Below are 21016 nucleotides of genomic sequence, written 5' to 3'. Positions count from 1 at the left end.
GATGTTCCCGTCCCCGAGGTATAGACCCAGCACATAGCTGTACGCGGCGGGCGGTAGGACTGAGAAGTCATGGACGACACCGCATTCGCTTTCGCGCGTGTGCCTCGACGCGATCTGCGGTTTGTTCCGCCAGTCCCGCACCGTAGAACGCGGTATACCGAGTTGACGTGCGACCGCCGAAGCGTTGGCGCCGGATGCGATGAGGCGCATTGCGGCCTCAAACTCTTCTGCTGACCGCACCCTCTGCCCCCGCCTTTCTGCGTTTTCCTCAAGATATGCGGCACGGCCGACATATCTGGGTGAAGGTTTTGGGCGGTACGATCGCCACGATGCGGGCGTGATGGAACGGCAGACATGCCGGCTTTAGGTGCCGGTGCTCGAAAGAGCGTGTGGGTTCGAATCCCACCGCCCGCACCACCCCTTGCGCGCTCGATCGTTCACCGAAATCTGCCGGACGGTCGTTCCGGCGACGACAGAGCGACCGTCACGCAGAACTCGGCGGTCCTCAGCGACGCCGGTCGAAGCTACGCGTTCTGAGGGGAAGTGACTTCCGGGTCGGCGGACTGCCTGACAAAGCAGACGATGCTGCCGGTGAATCCGACCGCCGCGATCACACCGAACACCAGGGCCAGGATGCCGTCGCCGACCGTCCAGCTGGCCAGCGCCACCGCGATGGCGATCACGCCCGCGATGTTGAGGATGAGCCCCGTCGTCGCTACCGCCTCTGACCAGGCCTCAGAACCGGTGTCCTCGGACGGTGCGGAGGTACGTCCGCGCATCAAGCTCTCCCATCGGCGATCCAAATCCAGATGCCGAGGAATTGACCGCTTGGACAGTTTCTAAACGTGGCGCGGGCGGTCCGTCGTCAGCCGAGGCCGGTCCCGACCCGTTTGCGGTACGTCGTGGGTGTCTCGCCGCAGAACTGCGTGAACGCCCGGGTGAACGAGCTGAGGCTGTCGAAACCGACCGCCGACGACGTCTCCTGCACCGATTGCCCCGGTGCAGCCAAGAGCGCCATGGCGCGCAGCATGCGGGCATGCAAAAGATATGTCCGCCAGGGGATTCCGAGCGTCTCTTGAAACAGTCGCCGCAACGTACGCTCGGACACGGCGACGGCCCGGCTGACGTCGTCGACGGTGACGATGTCGAGATTCGCCTTCGTGTAGGCCATCGCCGCGGCGACGATCGGGTGCTCGGAGGTGGGCAGGCTCAGCGGCGCCTCGTGATCGAGGGCTTCGCGGACCAGATCGGCCAACGTCCGAAAGAAGCTGTCGGGCACCCGCTCGTCCTCGGCGGAGCCCGGTTCGCGGTCGATCGGCCAGCGCAGTGCGTAGAGCATCATCTCCCGGATCAGCGGTGAGACCGCGATGATCCGGGCGCGGTCCCCGCCGTCGGGAAGCAGCAGCGGATCGAACATCACCGCGACGGTGCGAACGTCCGGGTTCATCCGTGCCTGGTGTTCCAGGCCGACGGGAATCCACGCCGCCTGTTGCGGCGGCAGCAGGTAGTGCGCCGAGTCGGTCTCCACCTCGACCACGCCGCCGACCGCGTACTCGATCTGGTGCACGTCGTGCGAGTGCCAACCCGTGACGAGTTCGTCGCCCTGGTACAGGTAGCTACCGGCCAGGGCCCGGCCACCGCGGCGCAGGTCGATGACGCGACGTGAACCTGCCGCGTTGGCCGATTCGGCCAATACTCTGTCCGATCGCGCAGAGACGGTCACGTCAACGCACGGTACTACTGGGGATATGAGTGAATCCCCGCGCCCCGAGGACCTGATCCTGGTGAGCATCGACGACCACGTCGTCGAGCCCCCCGACATGTTCCTGCGTCACGTGCCCGCTAAGTACAAGGACGAGGCGCCGGTCGTGGTGACCGACGACAACGGCGTCGATCAGTGGATGTATCAGGGCCGTCCGCAGGGCGTCAGCGGGCTGAACGCGGTGGTGTCGTGGCCGGCGGAGGAGTGGGGCCGGGACCCGGCCGGGTTCGCCGAGATGCGCCCGGGTGTGTACGACGTGCACGAGCGGGTCCGCGACATGAACCGCAACGGCATCCTGGCGTCGATGTGCTTTCCCACGTTCACCGGGTTCTCCGCGCGTCACCTCAACATGACACGCGAAGACGTCACCTTGGTCATGGTGTCGGCCTACAACGACTGGCACCTCGACGAGTGGGCCGGCTCGTACCCGGACCGGTTCATCCCGATCGCGATCCTGCCGACGTGGACGCCCGAGGGCATGTGCAACGAGATCCGCCGGGTGGCCGCCAAGGGGTGCCGCGCGGTCACCATGCCGGAACTGCCGCACCTGGAAGGGCTTCCGAGCTATCACGATGAGGACTACTGGGGCCCGGTGTTCCGCACGCTGTCGGAGGAGAACGTGGTGATGTGCCTGCACATCGGCACCGGCTTCGGCGCGATCAGCATGGCGCCCAACGCGCCGATCGACAACCTGATCATCCTGGCCACCCAGGTGTCGGCGATGTGCGCGCAGGATCTGCTGTGGGGTCCGGCGATGCGCAACTACCCGGACCTGAAATTCGCGTTCTCCGAAGGTGGAATCGGCTGGATTCCGTTCTATCTCGACCGCAGCGACCGCCACTACACCAACCAGAAGTGGCTGCGGCGCGACTTCGGCGACAAGCTGCCGTCCGACGTGTTCCGCGAGCACTCGCTGGCCTGCTACGTCACCGACAAGACCTCGCTGAAGCTGCGCCATGAGATCGGCATCGACATCATCGCGTGGGAGTGCGACTATCCGCACTCGGACTGCTTCTGGCCCGACGCGCCCGAACAGGTGCTGGCCGAGTTGACCGCCGCGGGCGCCGACGCCGCCGACATCAACAAGATCACCTGGCAGAACGCGTGCAACTTCTTCACCTGGGACCCGTTCGCCCGCACCCCGCGGTCAGAGGCGACGGTCGGGGCGTTGCGCGCCAAGGCGACCGACGTCGACGTGTCGATTCGCCCGCGCGCCGAATGGCGTCGACTCTACGAGCAGAAGCAGCTCGCCAAGGCCTGAGCCGGCGGCGCGCAGCCGGCTCTTCGCCGATTTCTGCACCAGGGCTGCTCGCGGGTGAAATCCGTGACCCGGGTGCAGAATTCGCGGTACAGGTGACGGCTCAGCGCCTCACCACATCAGGCCGCGAGCCATCTCCGACGGGGGGATCTCCTCCATCGAGATCAGGCCCGAAGGGGCGCGGCACACCCAGTCGATGACGTTGACGACGCGGGCGGCCGTGGAGACGCATCCGGCCTCGGTGACGTCGAGAACCGGGTGCGAAAGCAGGGTGTCGATCTCGACGCGCGGCTCACCCTCGATGATCACCTTGTGCACCCCGGAGTGCCCGTCCGGTGGGTACTCCCAGTCTGGCGCCGCCGCGGGGGTGAGCCGGGTGGTGTGCTCGACGGTGATGACGGGTGAGCCGGCGCGGAGTCCTTCGGCTGCGAAGCGCACCCCCGCCATGCCGCCAGGCTCGACGGTCATCATCTTGCATTCGATGCGCTGGTCGGTATACCACGGCTCGAAACGCTCGGTCACGTCGTCGAGTTCGATGCAGAGGTGGGCGGCGATGTTGCGCACCAGGCCCCCGAACATCGTGGTGATGACGCCCGGCAGGAAGGCCATCGCGGGGTTGTCGCCCGGCTTGCTGCCGAAACCCATTGCAGTGCCGGTGTACTCGTAGTCGTCGTAGTTGCCGTAGTCGAAGACCTCGCGGACGGTGACCGACTCCGCACGGGTCGTTAGGCTCAGCGCCGCCAGCACTGCGGTGTCGCCCGAGTACCCCGGGTCGATCCCGTTGACGTACAACGACGAATTGCCCTTCGCGCAGGCCTCTTCCAGCGGCCCCCGCAGCCAGTCGTCGGCCTGGCGCGGCGTCACCAGCCACACCATGGACGTCCCGACGACGTTGATACCGGCGGACAGAAAGCGCGACATCTGTTCAAGGGCCTCCACCGGACGCGTCTCGCCGAGGGCGGTGTAGACGACGCAGTCGGGCTTCAGCGCGATCAGCGCGTCGATGTCGTCGGTGGCGATGATGCCGGTCGGATCGCTCAGGCCGCACAACTCGGCGGCGTCGCGCCCAACCTTCTCGGGGCTGGCGGCGTGTACGCCGACCAGTTCGATATCGGGACGACCGATGAGCGCCCGAAGCGAGTGCTGACCAACATTTCCGGTGGAGAACTGGACCACTCTTCGCATTTCAAGCCTCGATCAGTAGTCGGGTATGGGCAGCGGCAGGTTATTCGATTCGATTCCGCCATCGACGTGGAAGATGGCGTTGGTCGCGTAGCAGTCCTTGGTCGATAGGTAGACGCAGAGCCGACCGAGATCCTCGACGTCGCCGAGTCGATGCAGCGGCGTGAGCGAGAGCATGGTGTCCAGTGCCCCCGGCATCATATCGAGGCCGCTTTGCAGTCCCTCGGTGGCGAACGAGCCGAGTGCGATGGCATTGACGCGGATCTTCGGGGCCAACTCCTGGGCCATCGCCCGGGTGAGCGCTTCGAGCCCACCCTTCGCGACGCAGTACGCGGTAAGCGCGCGGATGCCGAAACGTGCCGACCCCGAGGAGATGTTGACAATGTTGCCGTGTCCGGCCTCGATCATGTGACGGGAGGCGAGTTGACTCATGATGAACGCTGACGTGACACACCAGTCGAAGGTGTGCCGGAAGTCCTCGTCGGTGATGTCGAGAAACGACCCGAACGTCGAACCACCCACATTGTTGATGAGGATGTCGATGCGCCCGAATTCTTTCATCGCCGTGTTGACCACGCGTTCGCCGTCCGGTCGGCTCATCGCGTCGGCCACCAGGGCGAGTCCCTTACCGCCCGAATCCTCGATGCCCTTGATCGTGGCCACGATGTCGGATTCGGTGCGTGCCGTGCCGACGACGGTGGCTCCGGCCTCCGCCAGGACTCGTGCGATACCTTGTCCGACACCCTTGCCCGCACCGGTGACGATCGCCACCTGCCCGCCGAGATTGAACTGCTCCAGCGCCATAAGCGACTCCCTCGGTGAAATTGACTGAAGTCAATCACATATGTCAAGACCCCTCGCTGCTGTTGCTATCGTCAGGGCATGGCGGTGGTCGACAAACCCTCAGCGCGTGAGGCAAAACGCTTGCAAACCCGGGAGCGGCTGATGGGCGCGGCCATCGCCGAGTTCAAGCGGTCCGGGATGGCCGAGGCGGATGTCGGTGCGATCGTCGCGGCCGCCGGGGTCGCACACGGAACCTTTTTCTTTCACTTTCCCACCAAACAGCATGTGCTGCTCGAGTTGGAGCGCCGCGAGGAAGAGCGCATCGCCAAACAGCTCGGTCGGTTCGCCGACTCCAAGCGGAGTCTGCGCGCCGTTTTCGAGGAGGCGGTGCGCCTGGTGTTGGGCCTCGAGCGCCGCCTGGGCGCTGTGCTGTTCAAAGATTTTCTGGCCCTGCACTTCTCGCAAACCAGGCCGATGGATGAAAGCAACGAGCACCCCGTCATCGTCCGGGTCGCGCAGGAGATCGAGCGCGCCCAGCGGGCCGGTCGGGTCGCCCCCGAGGTCAACCCGACCAACAGTGCGGTGTTCTTTCTGCTCGGACTCTATGCCCTACTGACGACGACCCACGACTGGCCAACGCAGAGCTCGATGATCGACGACTACGTAGAGCAGACCCTGCGCGGCATCGAAGCGCGCTGATTGGTTGACTAAAGTCAGTCACACTGCAAAGCTCGGCCCGGGCGACGCAGGAGGTGACCCTTTGACCATGTCCGCCAACACCGTGGTCGGAAGCGGGCTCGACGAGCACATGGAGCGCTCGCGTCAGGTACAGCGGCAGGCCGACAAGTGGCTGATCTCCGGCAGCGTGCTGATCGGCACCGCGGCGCTCGGCATCTTCGGGCTGCCGCTGTTTCTGCGCGGCGTGTGGATTCTGCGCAACGCCGCCCGCGAAGGGCTGACGGTGCGGCCGATGCTGGTGACCTTGCTCGGATACTGCGTCATCGTCGACGCCGCGATCAACGTCTTCGGCTGGGCCCTGGATCTGGTCGCGCACCACACGCTGCTGGCGCGAGTGTTGTTGAACGGCTGGGGGGCAATGTTCGACGCCGGCTATTTCTGGCACTACAACGAGCTGTGGCTCGGCGGGGCGGCCGGTCCCGGCGAGAAGGCGCTCGAGGTCGGGCTGATCCTCACCGTCTTCTGCATGCGCATCGCCGCAGCGATCGGGTTCCTGCAGATGAAGCGGTGGGGCCACCAGTGGATGATCATCACCTGCTGGATGGGCGTGGTGATCTGGTGCGTCTACGTGTTCAACATGACGATGTACGCCGATGTCCGCTACGCCGGGGTGATCCTGCCCGTGGTCGGGTGGTGGATCTACGACATCTTCTACATCACGCCATTCTTGGCCATCCCGTATCTGCACTCGGTGAACAGGGAAATCTTCTCCGACTGACTATTGACTGACTCCACTCATTGACTACAGTCAGCGATTGCATTACAAAGGGCGGACCATGACCTCACAGGTGAAGGCGTCGGCGCGAGCAGCGCGACGGCTGCGGACGCGCGAACGCATCCTCGGTGCCGCGATCACCGAGTTCAAGAAGTCGGGCATGGCCGGCGCCGACGTCAACGCGATCGCCGCGGCGGCCGGAGTCGCGCACGGCACCTTCTTCTTCCACTTTCCCAGCAAGGAGCATGTGCTTCTGGAGTTGGAGAGCCGCGAAGAGGCGCGGATCGCGGCGGAGTTCGCCGAGTTTGTCGAACAGCGCCACGATCTGGCCACGACGTTGACCGCAGTGATCGACCTAGTGACCGATCTGGAACGCCGTTTCGGCCCGATGCTCTTCAAAGAGCTGCTGGCTCTGCACTTCTCTCCGACCAGACCGCACAAGGACGAGTGGACCGACCATCCGGTGATCGTCCTGCTGGTGCGCGAACTGGAGCGGGCTCGCGGTGACGGTGAAGTTCATCCGGAGGTCGACGCCTTCTACAGCGCCACCTTCTTCCTGCTCGGCATCTACGGCGCGCTGACCACGACAGGCAACGCCGAAACCCGCGACACGATGCTGGCCAAATTGGTCTCGACCGCCGTGCGCGGCTTGGAAGTGCGATGACCGGTTCGTACAGGCGACAACACAACAACCGAGGAGTTTGACGTGTGGGCGTGGATTTGGGAGATATTGCGCTACGTCGGGGCGTGGGGTGGGGCCGCCCTCGTCATCTGGTTCTGGTACTGGATGTTCTCCAGTCTCGGCACGTTCTAGGGCCACGATGACCGACCTGTCCGACGCGCACGCGCTCGCGATCGAACGAAGTTGCGCCGTCACGGCTGTCGCGTTGAGCGGCGAGCGCCGTGAAGGGGTGCGCCTCGTCACCGGCGAGCACCGCCAGTTCAGCCTGAGCGCGGGCCTCGACTACGTGCAGGTGCCGTATCCCTCGCTGGCGCGCGACTGGACCCGTCGAACCCTGACTTGTGGTGTCGCACTCCAATGTTCACCGTCCAAGGAGCGGCTCGCCGACTATCGGCTCAATGAGCTCGCCGCGCGGGAGCTTAGGGCGCTCACCCTGGTCGAGGCGGGCGTCGCACTGGGCTGGGTCGCCACCAACTGGCCGGGCCTGCTGGGCGAGGCGCAGCGGTTGCTACCCGGCCTCGAAATCCTGCCCGAGGACATGACCGCCGAAGCGATGCTTGACCGAGCGATCACGTGGGCGCGCAGCGGACAGCCCATCACCGATGTTCCCAAAGTGGTGGGCAGGCTGCCGCTCGCCTACACGGCCCCCCAGGGGTTGACCGACAAGCTGCGGCGCAGCTTCGGCCGGATGCCGTGGACCACCACCCAGAAGCGGCTGCCGCGTCCGTACTCGGTTCCCGTCGGCGGCGACGGCGGCGTGCGCAACCCGAACCTGCCGCCGCCGAGCCGGCCGCAGGACAACGACCTCGACGTCACGCCCGAACACCGGCCGGGGATCCCGTACCCGGAGTGGAACGCCTGGACGAAGAGCTTCATGCCGGATCACGTCGCGGTGCTCGAACGCGCTCATCCCAGCCGGGACCGGAAGCCCGGAGCGGTCTCGGCCGACTTACGCAAGTGGTTCGAGGAGCACACCCATCGGGCGATGAAGAGCCGGCTCGAGGACGGCAGCGACCTCGACGTCGACCAGTACGTGAACCATTACGTCGACCTCACCACCGGCGAGGCGATCGAGCCGCGCATCTTCCGCGAGCTGCTGCCCAGCAACCGCGACGTCACCACCGCCCTGCTGTTGGACGGCAGCTCGTCTCTGGGTGTGCACGGCGGACGGGTCTTCAAGCTCGAATTGGCATGCGCTGACGCGTTGTCGCGGGCGATGACGCTGGCCCGGGAACGGCACGGGATATTCGTGTTCACCGGCAACACCCGCCACCGGGTCGAGGTCAACTGCCTGAAGGACTTCGACGAGCGACGCTTCGTGCCACCGAGCCGCCTGGGCCTGTCGGCCGGTGGCTACACCCGGCTGGGTGCGCCGTTGCGGCACTTGACAAGCCGCCTGTTGGCGCAGCCCTCCGAACGCCGCCTGCTGATCGTGATCGGTGACGGGCTGATATCCGACGAGGGATATGAGGGCCGCTACGCCTGGGCCGACGCCGCGCACGCGGTCGAGGAGGCCAACGACGCAGGCGTCTCGATGTACTACGTCGGCGTCGGACCGACCCGGGTCGACCCGCTGCCCGAGGTCTTCGGACCTCGCCGGTCCCAACGCATCCGGCGCGTCGAGGACCTGCCTAGGGTGCTGGCCCACGTCCACCGCGAACTGGTCGCCGCCTGATCGACAACCAACCGAGGAGCCCCAGCCACCGATGACCACCGACACCTACTACGCCAACGGCAACGAAGTCCAGCTGTTCGAGCAGGCGTATCACCAGCGGCTACCCGTCATGCTCACCGGGCCGACCGGGTGCGGAAAGACGCGACTGGTCGAACACATGGGCGTGCTGCTGCGCCGGCCAGTCGTCACGATCAGCTGCCACGACGACCTGACCAGTTCGGACCTCGTCGGCCGGTTCATGGTCACCGGCGGCGACGTGGTCTGGACGGACGGGCCGCTGACCCGGGCGGTGAAAGCCGGGGCGATCTGCTATCTCGACGAGGTGGTGGAGGCCCGCCACGACTCGCTCGCGGTACTGCATTCGCTGACCGACCACCGACGCACGCTCTATCTCGACCGCGCCGACGAAGTGGTCCACGCGCCCGACACCTTCATGCTGGTGTGCTCCTACAACCCGGCCTACCGAAGCTCACTGAAGGAACTCAAACCGTCGTTTCGGCAACGCTTCGTCACGCTGCCGATGAACTACCTTCCGCCCGAGCGGGAGGCCGAGGTCATCGTGGCCGAAACGGGTGTCCCGCTGCCGACCGCCACGCGACTGGTCCGATGCGCCACCGCCATCCGCACCGCCGATGATGCGTTCCACTTCGAACCCCCGTCGACCCGTGTCCTGGTCACCGCGGCACACCTGATCGCCGCGGGCGCAACCGAACTGGATGCGGCCGAGGCCTGCGTGCTGGCGCCGTTGTCCAGTGACGGCGCCGTCACCGACGGTCTGCGTGAAGTCGCCGTGGCCACCCTGGCCGGCGCCGACAGCCCGAGCACCCCGCACTAGGAAGGAATCCTTATGGACCCCAAGGAGAGACAGCGCAAACGAGCGCTGATCATTCTGCAGATCGTCATCTACGGCTATCTGCTGGCGATGTTCCTCATCCAGCTGTACATGTCGTTCGAGCGGGGCTGGTGGACGCTGTGAGCGCGACGGCGACGACGGTCAGCCTCGAAGACCACCACGAAGAATCGCGACTTGCCCAACGCCGCGCCGACAAGTGGATGATCGTCGGCGCCGCGCTGATGGGCATGTGGGCCCCTGGCATCATCGGATTCCCGATCTTTATGCGCGGGGTGTGGTTACAGCGCCAGGCCGCGCGCGCCGGCCTGTCGGTGCGGCCGATGATCGTCACGCTGATCGGCTACCTGGTGCTCATCGACGGCTTCCTCAACAGCCTGGGTTGGGCGCTCGACCTGATCGGCAACCACACGCTGATCAATCGGGTGCTGATGATCGGGTGGGGCCACATGTTCGACGCCGCCTACTTCTGGCACTACAACGAGCCCTGGGTCGGCGGTTCGGCGGTGCCCGGCGAAAAGGCTTATGTCGCAGGGTTGATCCTGACCGTGTTCGCCATGCGGTGCGCCGCGGCGATCGGGTTCCTGCAGATGAAGCGGTGGGGCCACCAGTGGATGATCATCACCTGCTGGATGGGCGTGGTGATCTGGTGCGCCTACGTGTTCAACATGACGATGTACGCCGACGTGCGCTACGCCGGTGTGCTGTTCCCGGTCATCGGCTGGTGGATCTACGACATCTTCTACATCACACCGTTCTTGGCGATCCCGTATCTGCACACGGTCAACCGCGAAATCTTCTCCGACTGAACAGGTTAAGGAGCACAGCATGACGTCACCATCGGACGCGTCGACCACCGACGACAAAGACCCCGCCGAGGATCTGCCTCCGGGTACCACGCCCTATTACGCGCGCATGCACAAGTACATCAAGCGGGCGGTGCTCGTCTGCCTGATCGCCCTGGTGATCGAGGGCGCGTTCACCTTGCCGTTCATGGCGGTGTGGTACGGCTATCCGACGCTGAGCCTGACCGAGATCTGCAGCGGCCTGCTGAAGGTCCGCTACTCCGACGACACCCTCGAGTGCAAGGTTCCCTATCCGGTTCTTGGCCCACCGGAAGGCGCCGAGGGCAAGGACACCGCGCGCGACGAGTGGGGGATCCAGCCCGTGCCGAAGTACGACCGGATCGGGTTCCGCGAGTTGGTGCGCATCCACGAGGAAAGCGAAGCTCGCAAAGCCGCGCAGCAACAGCAGGATTCGGCGCCATGAGTCAAAGACCCGCTGAGGAACACGCGCAGAACTGGGATCTGCGGCACGAGGACTTCAACGACGTCGACTTCCTCTACGACGTCTACGACGTGATGCGACGCCGAGCGCCGTTCGTCCACACCGACACCCCGTTTCTCACCACCATGCCGGACAGCGCCTGGGTGGCGGTGCGCTACTCGGAGTGCACCCGGATCCTGCAGGACTGGGAGCACTTCTCCAGCAATCCGACGCCGGACGCGACCGAGGCGTTCGGCGGTGATCTGGTGATCACGCTGGACCCGCCCCGGCAGCAGAAGTTCCGCAAGGTGCTCAACCCGTACTTCTCTCCGGCGCGGATGAAGGCGCTACGACCCCAGATCCGCGACGAGACCGACCGGCTGATCGACGATTTCATCACCACCGGGCGCGGTGACCTCGCCCAGGTCGCATGGCGGCAACCGGGAATCGTGTTCTTCAAGTACGTGCTCGGGATGCCGGTCGAGGATGTGCCGCTGTGCATCGAACTCACCGACACCGCCCTCAACGGCGCCACCGAGGAGGAGCGGGGGCCCGCCTGGGGTGGGCTGTACCAGCACATCCACGACACCGTGACGGCACGCATGACGGGACCGCCCCGCGACGACATGATCGACGTGCTGCTGGCCGCTGAGATCGACGGGGAGAAGCTCCCGTTCAACGACGTGGTGGCCAACGGGATGCTCCTGGTGCAGGCCGGTCTCGAGACCACTGCAAGCGCGATGTCGTGGGCCTTCCACTACCTCGCTACGCACCCCGAGGAACGTGACCGGTTGATCGGCGAGCCGGAAGTGCTGCCGCGCGCGGTCGAGGAGTTCCTCCGGTTCGGCGGATCGATCCACGGGATACCACGCACCGTCACCAAAGAGGTTGAGCTGGCTGGCCATACGTTCCGTCCCGGCGACTCGGTCATCGTGAACTACGCCTCGGCCAACCGCGACGAGGAGATGTTCGTCGACGCCCACAAGTGCGTCCTGGACCGGCGCGACAACCGCCACCTGGGCTTCGGTGCCGGCGTGCACAGGTGCCTGGGTTCCAACCTCGCCCGGCTCGAATTGCAGGTGGGTCTGGAACAGGTGCTGACCCGGATGCCGACGCTCACCCTGGACGCGTCGAAACCGACCGTGTTCGTGGGCAACTCCATCACCCGCGGCTTCCGCTGCCTGCCCGTGGTGTTCGACCCCGCCGAGACGTCAGCGGCATGACCTACCGCATCGTCCAGTGGACCACCGGCAATGTGGGCAAGCGCTCGGTGCGGGCGATCGGGCTCAACCCGAAGCTCGAACTGGTCGGTTGCTACGCCTGGTCCAAGGACAAGGTCGGCCGCGACGTGGGCGAGCTGTGCGGCATCGAGCGGCTGGGGGTGACCGCGACCGACGACGTCGACGCGCTGCTGGCGCTGCGGCCCGACTGTGTGGTCTACAACCCGATGTTCGCCGACGTCGATGAGATGGTGCGGATCCTGCGGGCGGGCATCAACATCGTGTCGACGTCGGAGTTCATCACCGGCCACTTCCTCGGCGCCGGCCGGGACCGGGTCGTCGAGGCGTGCCGTGAGGGCGGGTCGACGATCTTCGGCAGCGGCATCAACCCCGGTTTCATCCAGCTGTTCGCCATCGTGTCGGCCGGATTGTCGGAGCGCGTGGAAAAGGTGAGCGTCACCGAGGCCATCGACACCACCATCTACAACTCACCGGCCACCGAGAAGCCGATGGGTTTCGGGTATCCCATCGACACACCGGACCTACCGGCGATCACCGCGAAGGGCTCGGCCATCTTTCGCGACGGTGTTCTGCTCGTCGCCGACGCGCTCGGAGCCGAACTCGACGAGGTGCGTTGCGACGTCGCGTATGCCCAGACCACCGAGGACCTCCACCTGCCCGGTGACTGGACGATCCCGAAGGGCTGCGTGGCCGGCGTCGACGTCGGCTGGAAGGGAATCGCCGCGGGCAACGAGGTCATCGAGATTCGGGGGCGATGGCGTAAGGGCCAGACACTGGACCCGGACTGGGACCTCGACATGGGCTATACCGTCGAGGTACGTGGCACACCGACGATCAAGACCACGCTGAGCTTCCTGCCGCCTGCCGACTTCGTCGGCGAGACGTTGGATGACTACATCATGCTGGGCCTGTCAATCGTCGCGATGCCGGCGATCACGGCCATTCCCGCCGTGGTGGCGGCCCCTGCCGGTATCGCCACCTATAACGATCTGCCACTTCTACTTCCGCGGGGGGTCCTCAATGCCTGAGAGAACATATCGGGTCATCCAGTGGATGACGGGAGACGTCGGGCAGGTCGGTGTTCGCCATTTCGCCCAGTGCCCGGTGTTCGATCTCGTCGGGGTGCTGGTGCACAACAAGGACAAAGTCGGCAAGGACGCCGGTGAAATAGCCGGCATCCCCCCGGTGGGGGTGACCGCGACCGACGACGTCGAATCGATCATCGCCCTAGATGCCGACTGCGTGTTCTACACACCGGTGATCATGGACGTCGACACCGTCTGCCGGCTGCTGCGCTCGGGCAAGAACGTCGTCACCACGAGCGGCTTCTTCCACCCGACCGAGAGATTCCGCGACGGCGGGGACAAGATCCGCGCCGCATGCGAAGAGGGCGGCGCGTCGTTTCACGCGGGCGGCATTCACCCCGGCTACGCGGGCGACATCCTTCCGCTCACGCTCGCGCGCGTGACCAGCCGGATCGACAAGATCCAGCTGTGGGAAGTCGTCAACGTGCTGACCGACGCCCCGATGGACCACATCGACTGGATGGGGTTCGGGAAGGACAAGGACAAGTTTCTCTCGGAGCCCACCATTCTCGGGCTCGGGGTCCCGTTCTTCGCGCAGTCGATGCAGATGGTCGCCGACGGTCTCGGTGTGAGGATTGACGACGTGACCGCCGCCGACGTGAAGGCCGCCGTCGCCACCGAGGACATTCCGCACGCCGAGGGTGCGATCCCACGCGGAACCGTTGCCGCACAACATCACGAGTGGACAGCCTGGGTCGACGGCGACCCGCTGATCGTCTACCACGCGATCTACCTGACCGGTGGGCCCGATCAGCTCGATCCGGCCTGGGACTGGGGAAGGACGCGGTACCGCATCGTGATCGAGGGCGACCCGTCGACAGAGCTGACAATGCACGGCCTCGTGACGGCCGACGGGACGATGACCCACCCGGGCTACGACTGGACGGCGATGGGCGCCATCAACGCGATTCCCGACGTCTGTGACGCCCCGCCCGGCTGGCTCACCCATTTGGATCTCGGTTTGGTGCAACCGCGCGGGCTGGTGCGCAAATGAGAACCGACGGTTCGCGGCTGCACCACGTGGTCTTCGCCGTCGCCGCGGAACGGCAAGCCGATGTTGCCCGGATGTTCACCGAGCTCGGCTTCACCTTCAATTCCGCCGAGCTGACCGAGCTGGGCGTGACGGTCCAATTGGACTGGGAAGGTGGGCTCGAGCTGATCAGCCCGATTCCCGGCTCGACGGCGTCGGTGGCGTTGTCGGTCAACGACTTTCTGGCCAGTCACGGCGACGGTGTGTATACGGTGGTGCTGCAGGTGCCCGATGCCGCAGCAGCCGAGGCGGTGACGGACCGCTACGGTGCGGTCACGCGATTCCGGCAAGGCTTCTCCGGTGACGGCTCCTATCTCGACGAGATCGATCTCTCTGTGTTCAACCTTCCCATCACCCTTCTAGCAACGAATGTGACATGACTGATATCTCTGCCAACCTGCCCCCGCCCGTCCGCTACGAAGACCTGCCGATGGCCCACGACCGCGGCGCGGGGTGGGCGAAACTCCGCGACCTCGGGCCGGTGCTGTACGGCGACGACTCGTACTACTTCACCCGCCGCGAGGATGTTCTTGCCGCGCTGCGTGATCACGAGACGTTCTCGTCCCAGACAAGCTACGACGACCTGATCAGCCCGGTACCGATGGTGCCGCTGGCATTCGACCCACCCGAACACACGCGCTACCGCCGCATCCTGCACCCGTTCTTCAGCCCGCAGGCACTGGCCGCCGTCTTGCCGACGCTGCAGGCGCAGGCCATCGACATCATCGACGACGTCGCACGCCGATCCGAGTGTGAGGTGATGGCCGATCTCGCCACGCCCTACCCTTCGCAGGTGTTCCTCACCCTGTTCGGGTTGCCGCTCGCGGACCGGGAGCGGCTGATCAGGTGGAAGGACGCGATCATCGCGGTCAGCCTGGCCAAGGATCCGGCCAGCGTCGACCTCACCCCGGCGGCGGAGCTGTTCGCCTATCTCACCGAGGCGGTGCACCGGCAACGGCGCGAACCGCAGGCGGGCATCCTGTCGCAGCTGCTGCACGGCGATGACCCGTTGACCGATGAAGAGGCGACGGGGCTGTCGCTGGTCTTCGTGCTCGCCGGGCTCGACACCGTCACCTCCGCCATCGGTTTCACCATCCTCGAACTGGCCCGTCGGCCCGAACTACGTATGCAACTACGCGAGAAGCCACGCGATGTCGACGTTTTCGTCGAGGAGATGATCCGGTTGGAGCCGCCTGCGCCGACAGTCGGCCGGCGCGTGACCCGACCGGTGACCCTCGCCGGCGTCACGCTGCCCGCCGGAGCCGAGGTCCGGCTGTGTCTGGGGGCGATCAACCGCGACGGCAGCGACGCCGCCTCTGGTGACGACCTGCTCATGGACGGCAAGGTGCACAAGCACTGGGGGTTCGGCGGTGGCCCGCACCGCTGCCTCGGTTCGCACTTGGCACGTATGGAGCTGAAGATCGTCGTCACCGAATGGCTCAACCGGGTACCGGATTTCGAACTGGCGCCCGGCTATGTCCCCGAGATCACATGGCCGTCGGCCACCTGCACCTTGCCGGAACTACCGTTGCGGCTCGGAGCAGCCACATAACGGCGGCCCAGAGGAGAGACCATGACCGTCGGTGCCGCCAAGCCCAGCGTCTTCGACGCCGGACTCCCTACGCTGGACTACGACGTCACCGCCACACCCCAGGAGATCTATCCGCAGTTTCAGGCCGCTCAGCGGGTCGCTCCGATTGCCTTGGGACCGATTGGACCGGAGGTGATTTCGTACGAGCTGGCCAGGTCGGTCCTGCGCGACCCACGGTTCGGGATCCCCAAGGGAATCCATCTGTCGGCACACGGCATCACGTCGGGTCCGCTGTGGGACAGGGTGACGCGCAGCATCTTGAACATGGACGGCGAAGAGCACCGTCGGCTGCGCGGGCTGGTCGCAAGGGCGTTCACGCCGCGGGGCACCGCGCGGATGGAGCCCACCATCCACACCGTCGTCAACGAGCTCATCGACCGTGTCGCCAACGACGGCGGGTGCGAGTTCGTGGCCGATGTCGCAAGGCCGTACCCGATCCCGGTGATCTGCGCGTTGCTCGGTGCGCCGCGCGAGGATTGGCAGCAGTTCTCGCGATGGGCAGAGGACATCTTCAAAATCGTCAGCTTCGACTGCGACATCGCCGAAGAAGAGCCTGCAATTCTCAAGGCGTGGAATGAGTTCGACGACTACATCGACGACATGATCGCGCACCGACGACACGGCCTCACCGACGACCTGCTTTCTGAGCTCATTCGCGCCGAGGTCGACGGGGACCGCCTCGATGCGGGCGAGCTGCGCATGCTGGCGTTCAGCATCCTGGTCGCGGGAACCGACACCACCCGCAGTCAGCTGGCCGCGTCGATGCAGGTGCTCTGCGATCATCCCGATCAGTGGGCGCTGCTGCAGGAGCGGCCGGACCTGGCCATGCCCGCCGTCGAGGAGACGATGCGGCATTCCCCGTCGATGTGCAGCACCGTGCGCAGCGCCGTCGATGACGTCACGATCGGCGAGTACACCTTCCCCGCGAACACGTTCATCATCGTCAACACCTATGCCGCTAACCGTGATCCGGCGATCTACGACGACCCGACCCGCTTCGACATCACTCGCGACGATCCCCCTCCGATTCTGACGTTCGGTGGCGGGGCGCACTATTGCCTCGGCGCCAACCTCGCGCGCCGCGAACTCGCCGAAGCGCTCAGGATCCTCGCGCGCCGGATACCGGGCGTCCGGCGCGTCGGGCAGGCGCCGTGGAAGCCGCTACTCGGCATGAGCGGGCCGACCGCGCTGCATGTCGAGTTCGACGTCGTCGCGTGAGGCGCGCGACCAGCCGCCGGGCAGAAAGCACGCCGACACGGCGGAGATCACCGACACCACGACGAGGTAGGCGACGATCGAGTTGCTGGTGTGCGTCGCCGCGTACAGCGCGGTGGCGATCGTGGGGGCGAACGCCGAGCCGACCACTTGCGACAGCGTGTACCCGATCGAAACCCCGCTGTAGCGCACGTCGGCGTCGAACGACAGGCTGAACAACGACCCGGTGACACCGGCGGCCGGGGCCATCGCGAAACCGAACACCAGCAACAGCGCGGCCAGAAACAGCGCGGGCCTTCCGGTGTTGATCAACGCGAAGGCCGGCCAGATGGACAGTCCCATCATGACGACCCCGGTGACGAAGACCGGTTTGCGTCCGAGCCGGTCGGACAGCGCGCCGAACATCGGATAGGTCGCGACAGCCACGACCGCGGCGACTGCAACCCCGAAAAGCGCTGCGGTGCGATCGATCCCGGCCACGGTCGTGGCGTAGGACACCAGGTAGGCGACGCAGATGTAGGCGAACACCCCTTGGGACAGGTAGGCGCCCGCGACCAGCAGAATCTGCTTCCAGTGCTTGCGCACCGCCTGCGCGATCGGCATCCGAGCCACTTGGGCTCGCTGCCGAAGCGCATCGAAGTCTGGGCTCTCCGTGACCGACAGCCGGATCACCAGGCCGATGACGATCAGCACGGCGCTGGCCAGAAACGGAAGGCGCCAACCCCATGCGAGAAACTGGGCGTCGGGCAGGCCGGAGACCGCGAAGAACGCGAGGGTGGCGGTCGCGGTGCCCGCGGGCGCGCCCATCTGGGGGAAGCCGCCGTAGAGGCCCTTGCGTTCGGCGCTCGCGTGCTCGACGGCCATCAGGGTGGCGCCACCCCACTCTCCACCGACAGCGAAGCCCTGCACCAAACGCAACAGCGTCAAGAGAATCGGGGCGGCCACACCGATGTGTCCATAGGTCGGCAGCAGGCCCATCAACACCGTCGCGGTGCCCATCAGCAACAGCGAGTACACGAGCATCTTCTTGCGGCCGATCCGGTCACCGAAGTGGCCGAACACGATGCCGCCGAGTGGGCGGGCGACGAAGCCCACACCGAACGTCGCGAAGGACAACAACAGTCCCATCGCCGGAGACGCTTCGGGGAAGAACAGTTTCGGAAACACGAGCGCGGCGGCCGTGCCGTAGATGAGGAAGTCGTAGAACTCCACCGTCGTTCCGATGAAGCTGGCGGTGGCGACCCGCACCGGCGAGGTCTGCCGCATCGAATTCGTCACCGACATGGTCTGTCGCTACCGCCGCGGTGGTCCCTGCCTGATCCGCGCTCGCGTCGCGTCCAGGGTGTTGTCTGCGGTGTAGATGTAGTCGATCCACCACGTGGCACCCGCCTCGGCGCACCGCTGGACCGTGGCGGTATCGGACGGTCCGGCGGTCCGGCCGAACGCGATGATATCGAAATCCGTTGCGGTGCTGCGTTGTTGAGAAATATAGGACCTCATGCTGGACAGGTCGTCGGGTTCGACCTCGAGGCCGTAGGGTCCGGTCGTAACCACGCCATCCCAACGTGCCGCACGACGCAGGGGCTTTTTCGACGGCCACGTGGCCGCCACCCACACCGGAACCCGGGGCCTCTGCAGCGGTGGCTCAAATGCGTCACATTCGACGCGGTAGTGGGTGCCATGGTGGTTCACGGGGGCGCCCGCCCACAGTGCCGCAAGCACATCGAGCGCCTCGTCGAGTTTGGCCGCCCGCAGGCTCGCGTCGCCGTCGTCGCCGAACGCGGTGTAATCCGGTAGGTGTGGATACCCCGCACCCACCCCCAGCACGACGCGGCCGCCCGAGAGGTGGTCGAGGGTGATCACCTCGCGGGCCAGTTTGGTGATGTGCCGTCGCGGTACCGGCGTGACCAGCGGCCCGAGCACGATGCGTTCGGTCCGCATCGCCATCGCGGTCAACGCGATCCACGGGTCGGCGGTCGGCTCCTCGAACTGAAGGTGGTCCCAGATGAAGAAGCCGTCCCAGCCGGCCTGCTCGGCATCGAAGGCAAGCTCCGACAGGACTCGAGCGTCTCCGCAGAAGCCGAAGTTGGGGGTGTAGAAGCCGAACTTCATCGTGGGGCAGCTTAATGAGAACGCGATTCCCGTGCGGGCCATATGGGCTAACTGCGGGCCGGCGACCATAGCTGTGTCGGTGACGCACGGCCGCGCAACAGCACTTCGGAACCCTGCGTCGTCCAATGACGTTGCTCGGCCGGGCTTGCGCGCTCGAACGCCGCGCCCGAACACAACACCCGGCTCTCATACTCCTTGGCGAGATCGGCCAGCCGAGCCGCCTCGTTGACCGCATCGCCGACGACGGTGTACTCGTAGCGGTTCTCCGCGCCGATATTGCCCGCGAACACCGGCCCTGAAGACACCCCGATGCCGAAGTCGACAGGCAGCCTGCGGAGTTGGTGCCGCAAGGCGCGCGCGGTGGCCAGCCCGGCCGTTGCCGGATCGTCGATCCGCAGCGGCGCGCCGAACACAGCGAGGGCGGCATCGCCTTGAAACTTGTTGATCAACCCGTGCTGCGCGTCGACCTCGGCGACGACGATCCGGAAGAAGTCGTTGAGCACCTCGGCGATTTCGTGCGGTTCGCGCGACGCCGCCAACCGCGTCGACTCCACCAGGTCGACGAACAGCACAGTGACGTCGCGTTCGTCGCCAGAATGGGAGTCGGTCTCGTCGAGCGCCCGGCGCGCCACTTCCTCGCCGACGTGACGGCCGAACAGATCTCGCAGCCGGTCACGTTCTCGAAGCCCGGCGACCATGCTGTTGAAACCTCGCTGCAGCCTGCCGATCTCCGACCACTCATAGACGTCGACCGTGTGGTCGATGCGGCCCCGCTCGACTTCGGCCATCGCGTCGACGACCTCGCCCACCGGGTCCGAGATCGACATCGACACCAGGATCATCGCGCGCAGCCCGAGCACGACGGCGACGAGCGCCAGCACCAACAGCGCCAGGTCGATCGAGGTGCTATGCGTGATGAGCCAGCCGCGAGACCGCATGATCAGCAGCAACGCGATCGCCAAGCCCGGCAACGCCGTACAGACCGTCCACATGAGCACCAGCCGGGCCCGCACGCCGGGGGCTTTCAGTCCCCGTAGCGCGGGATCGGGTGACACGCTGGCCAGTACCGGACGCAGAGTCCGCAGCGTGAAGAGGAAACCGGTGGCCACGGTGGCGACAGCGCCGAACCCGATGGCCGATGCGATGACCACCTGCACCTCGGTTCCCGCGTCGAGGTTGAGCGGGACCAGCACCGCGGCGGTGAGCACCCACGGCGCAACGGTGATCATGGACTGGCGTTGCAGCGTCTTGAGGGCCGTTTGCCGTTCGGCTTCGGTCGGTGCCCGGCCGGAACCGAGCCGGCGCAGGGTGGGTGCGACGATGAGCACGGCGCCCACGGCGGTGGTGGCCGTTCCGATGCAGATGAGCACCGCCGCGGTGACGATGTTCTCGGCGGTGGCGGCGCTTCCCCCGCTGAGGGACAAGACGATCGCGATGACCTCGGCGACCGTCAGCAGATAGGCCGACGCAAGGCCTGCCGCATAGCGGGCGAGCAGGCGGCGGGGCCTCACAAAGTGGAAGGTATCAGTCGCTTGCGGGGAGCGGCTTGGCTTCCTTGAGAGACAGCGGGGTGGTTCCGACGCTCAGCGTGCCCGCACCGGCCTTGGTCACCAGCACCTCGGCGCCGTTGTCGTCGACGTATCGCTTGCCCATCGCGTTGCCGTCCGCGAACGCGGGGTCGAGGGTCGCGTTCGGATCCTTTTCGCCATCCAGCGGCACCATCGGAACTCCGCCCGCACGGAGGTCGTCGAGGCTGTCGGCACTGCGCACCACGATCACCTGGGTGTCGCAGACCTGGCTCTGCAGCCGTGTGCCGTTCTTGATCATGTTC

The 21016-nt window shown here is 65.9% G+C and carries 23 protein-coding genes, 1 tRNA gene and 1 pseudogene; 16 read left to right on the top strand and 9 right to left on the bottom strand.

Going from position 1 to position 21016, the window contains the following annotated elements:
- Positions 1–165: 165 nt before the first annotated feature.
- Positions 166–210, bottom strand: a pseudogene (locus MELE44368_RS27090) (hypothetical protein); the annotation flags it as partial.
- 121 nt (positions 211–331) lie between these two features.
- Between MELE44368_RS27090 and MELE44368_RS12950 the strand changes: the two are divergent.
- A tRNA-Leu gene (locus tag MELE44368_RS12950) sits at positions 332–417 on the top strand.
- A 107-nt stretch (positions 418–524) separates the two neighbouring features.
- Here the strand turns inward: MELE44368_RS12950 and MELE44368_RS12945 are convergent.
- Together MELE44368_RS12945 and MELE44368_RS12940 are read right to left on the bottom strand one after the other, a co-directional pair.
- Positions 525–779, bottom strand: coding sequence for a hypothetical protein (locus MELE44368_RS12945; protein ID WP_128108859.1), 255 nt, complete (start codon positions 777–779; stop codon positions 525–527).
- Positions 780–865: 86 nt separating this feature from the next.
- Positions 866–1723, bottom strand: a complete 858-nt coding sequence (locus MELE44368_RS12940) for an AraC family transcriptional regulator (protein WP_128108858.1) — start codon at positions 1721–1723, stop codon at positions 866–868.
- Between the two features lie 25 nt (positions 1724–1748).
- On the opposite strand from MELE44368_RS12940, the gene MELE44368_RS12935 reads away from it, so the two are divergent.
- On the top strand, positions 1749–3023 hold the full coding sequence (locus MELE44368_RS12935; RefSeq protein ID WP_128108857.1) for an amidohydrolase family protein: 1275 nt from the start codon (positions 1749–1751) through the stop codon (positions 3021–3023).
- A gap of 108 nt (positions 3024–3131) precedes the next feature.
- On the opposite strand, the gene MELE44368_RS12930 is transcribed toward MELE44368_RS12935, so the two are convergent.
- Positions 3132–4205 carry an NAD(P)H-dependent amine dehydrogenase family protein gene (locus tag MELE44368_RS12930; protein WP_128108856.1) on the bottom strand — a complete coding sequence of 358 codons (1074 nt, stop codon included), beginning with the start codon at positions 4203–4205 and terminating at the stop codon, positions 3132–3134.
- Between the two features lie 12 nt (positions 4206–4217).
- Positions 4218–5006 carry an SDR family NAD(P)-dependent oxidoreductase gene (locus MELE44368_RS12925; RefSeq protein WP_128108855.1) on the bottom strand — a complete coding sequence of 263 codons (789 nt, stop codon included), beginning with the start codon at positions 5004–5006 and terminating at the stop codon, positions 4218–4220.
- A 78-nt stretch (positions 5007–5084) separates the two neighbouring features.
- On the opposite strand from MELE44368_RS12925, the gene MELE44368_RS12920 reads away from it, so the two are divergent.
- From MELE44368_RS12920 to MELE44368_RS12860, 14 genes are all read left to right on the top strand, one after another.
- A complete protein-coding gene (locus MELE44368_RS12920) occupies positions 5085–5684 on the top strand; it encodes a TetR family transcriptional regulator (RefSeq protein WP_128108854.1) in 600 nt (199 codons plus the stop codon).
- Positions 5685–5751: 67 nt separating this feature from the next.
- A complete protein-coding gene (locus MELE44368_RS12915; RefSeq protein ID WP_241566594.1) occupies positions 5752–6441 on the top strand; it encodes a hypothetical protein in 690 nt (229 codons plus the stop codon).
- A gap of 58 nt (positions 6442–6499) precedes the next feature.
- Positions 6500–7102 carry a TetR family transcriptional regulator gene (locus MELE44368_RS12910; RefSeq protein WP_128108853.1) on the top strand — a complete coding sequence of 201 codons (603 nt, stop codon included), beginning with the start codon at positions 6500–6502 and terminating at the stop codon, positions 7100–7102.
- Positions 7103–7259: 157 nt separating this feature from the next.
- Entirely contained in the window at positions 7260–8795 is a 1536-nt protein-coding gene (locus MELE44368_RS12905) for a nitric oxide reductase activation protein NorD (protein ID WP_128108852.1), read from the top strand.
- Between the two features lie 31 nt (positions 8796–8826).
- Positions 8827–9630, top strand: coding sequence for a CbbQ/NirQ/NorQ/GpvN family protein (locus MELE44368_RS12900; protein ID WP_128108851.1), 804 nt, complete (start codon positions 8827–8829; stop codon positions 9628–9630).
- Between the two features lie 12 nt (positions 9631–9642).
- A complete protein-coding gene (locus MELE44368_RS27330) occupies positions 9643–9771 on the top strand; it encodes a hypothetical protein (RefSeq protein ID WP_264032721.1) in 129 nt (42 codons plus the stop codon).
- Positions 9768–10454, top strand: a complete 687-nt coding sequence (locus MELE44368_RS12895; RefSeq protein WP_198529383.1) for a hypothetical protein — start codon at positions 9768–9770, stop codon at positions 10452–10454. The genes MELE44368_RS27330 and MELE44368_RS12895 overlap by 4 nt, the downstream gene beginning before the upstream one ends.
- Positions 10455–10473: 19 nt before the next feature.
- Positions 10474–10914 (top strand): hypothetical protein, encoded by a 441-nt coding sequence (locus tag MELE44368_RS12890; protein WP_046750217.1) that lies wholly within the window; start codon positions 10474–10476, stop codon positions 10912–10914.
- A complete protein-coding gene (locus MELE44368_RS12885; protein WP_128108850.1) occupies positions 10911–12134 on the top strand; it encodes a cytochrome P450 in 1224 nt (407 codons plus the stop codon). The genes MELE44368_RS12890 and MELE44368_RS12885 overlap by 4 nt, the downstream gene beginning before the upstream one ends.
- The gene (locus MELE44368_RS12880; RefSeq protein ID WP_128108849.1) at positions 12131–13180 is read left to right on the top strand and encodes an NAD(P)H-dependent amine dehydrogenase family protein; all 1050 of its coding nucleotides are present in this window, start codon (positions 12131–12133) and stop codon (positions 13178–13180) included. Before MELE44368_RS12885 ends, MELE44368_RS12880 begins: the two co-directional genes overlap by 4 nt.
- A complete protein-coding gene (locus MELE44368_RS12875) occupies positions 13173–14231 on the top strand; it encodes an NAD(P)H-dependent amine dehydrogenase family protein (protein ID WP_128108848.1) in 1059 nt (352 codons plus the stop codon). The genes MELE44368_RS12880 and MELE44368_RS12875 overlap by 8 nt, the downstream gene beginning before the upstream one ends.
- Entirely contained in the window at positions 14228–14647 is a 420-nt protein-coding gene (locus MELE44368_RS12870) for a VOC family protein (RefSeq protein WP_046750213.1), read from the top strand. The genes MELE44368_RS12875 and MELE44368_RS12870 overlap by 4 nt, the downstream gene beginning before the upstream one ends.
- Positions 14644–15819 (top strand): cytochrome P450, encoded by a 1176-nt coding sequence (locus MELE44368_RS12865; RefSeq protein ID WP_128108847.1) that lies wholly within the window; start codon positions 14644–14646, stop codon positions 15817–15819. The genes MELE44368_RS12870 and MELE44368_RS12865 overlap by 4 nt, the downstream gene beginning before the upstream one ends.
- Positions 15820–15840: 21 nt before the next feature.
- On the top strand, positions 15841–17076 hold the full coding sequence (locus MELE44368_RS12860) for a cytochrome P450 (RefSeq protein WP_046750211.1): 1236 nt from the start codon (positions 15841–15843) through the stop codon (positions 17074–17076).
- Here MELE44368_RS12860 and MELE44368_RS12855 read toward each other — a convergent pair.
- Genes MELE44368_RS12855 through MELE44368_RS12840 form a run of 4 tightly spaced genes read right to left on the bottom strand, consistent with a single transcriptional unit; the run spans position 17020 to position 21012 of the window.
- Positions 17020–18357 (bottom strand): MFS transporter, encoded by a 1338-nt coding sequence (locus MELE44368_RS12855; RefSeq protein WP_128108846.1) that lies wholly within the window; start codon positions 18355–18357, stop codon positions 17020–17022. The two genes, MELE44368_RS12860 and MELE44368_RS12855, sit on opposite strands and share 57 nt — an antisense overlap.
- Before the next feature lie 9 nt (positions 18358–18366).
- Positions 18367–19185 (bottom strand): LLM class flavin-dependent oxidoreductase, encoded by an 819-nt coding sequence (locus MELE44368_RS12850; RefSeq protein WP_128108845.1) that lies wholly within the window; start codon positions 19183–19185, stop codon positions 18367–18369.
- Positions 19186–19232: 47 nt separating this feature from the next.
- Positions 19233–20696 (bottom strand): adenylate/guanylate cyclase domain-containing protein, encoded by a 1464-nt coding sequence (locus MELE44368_RS12845; RefSeq protein ID WP_128108844.1) that lies wholly within the window; start codon positions 20694–20696, stop codon positions 19233–19235.
- Between the two features lie 13 nt (positions 20697–20709).
- Positions 20710–21012, bottom strand: coding sequence for a hypothetical protein (locus MELE44368_RS12840; protein WP_046750207.1), 303 nt, complete (start codon positions 21010–21012; stop codon positions 20710–20712).
- Between the last annotated feature and the right edge of the window lie 4 nt (positions 21013–21016).

The organism is Mycolicibacterium elephantis DSM 44368, assembly GCF_004014805.1.
Taxonomy (GTDB): domain Bacteria; phylum Actinomycetota; class Actinomycetes; order Mycobacteriales; family Mycobacteriaceae; genus Mycobacterium; species Mycobacterium elephantis.
The sequence above is the reverse complement of the archived record's forward strand: the minus strand, read 5'-3'. Positions and strand labels throughout refer to the sequence as shown.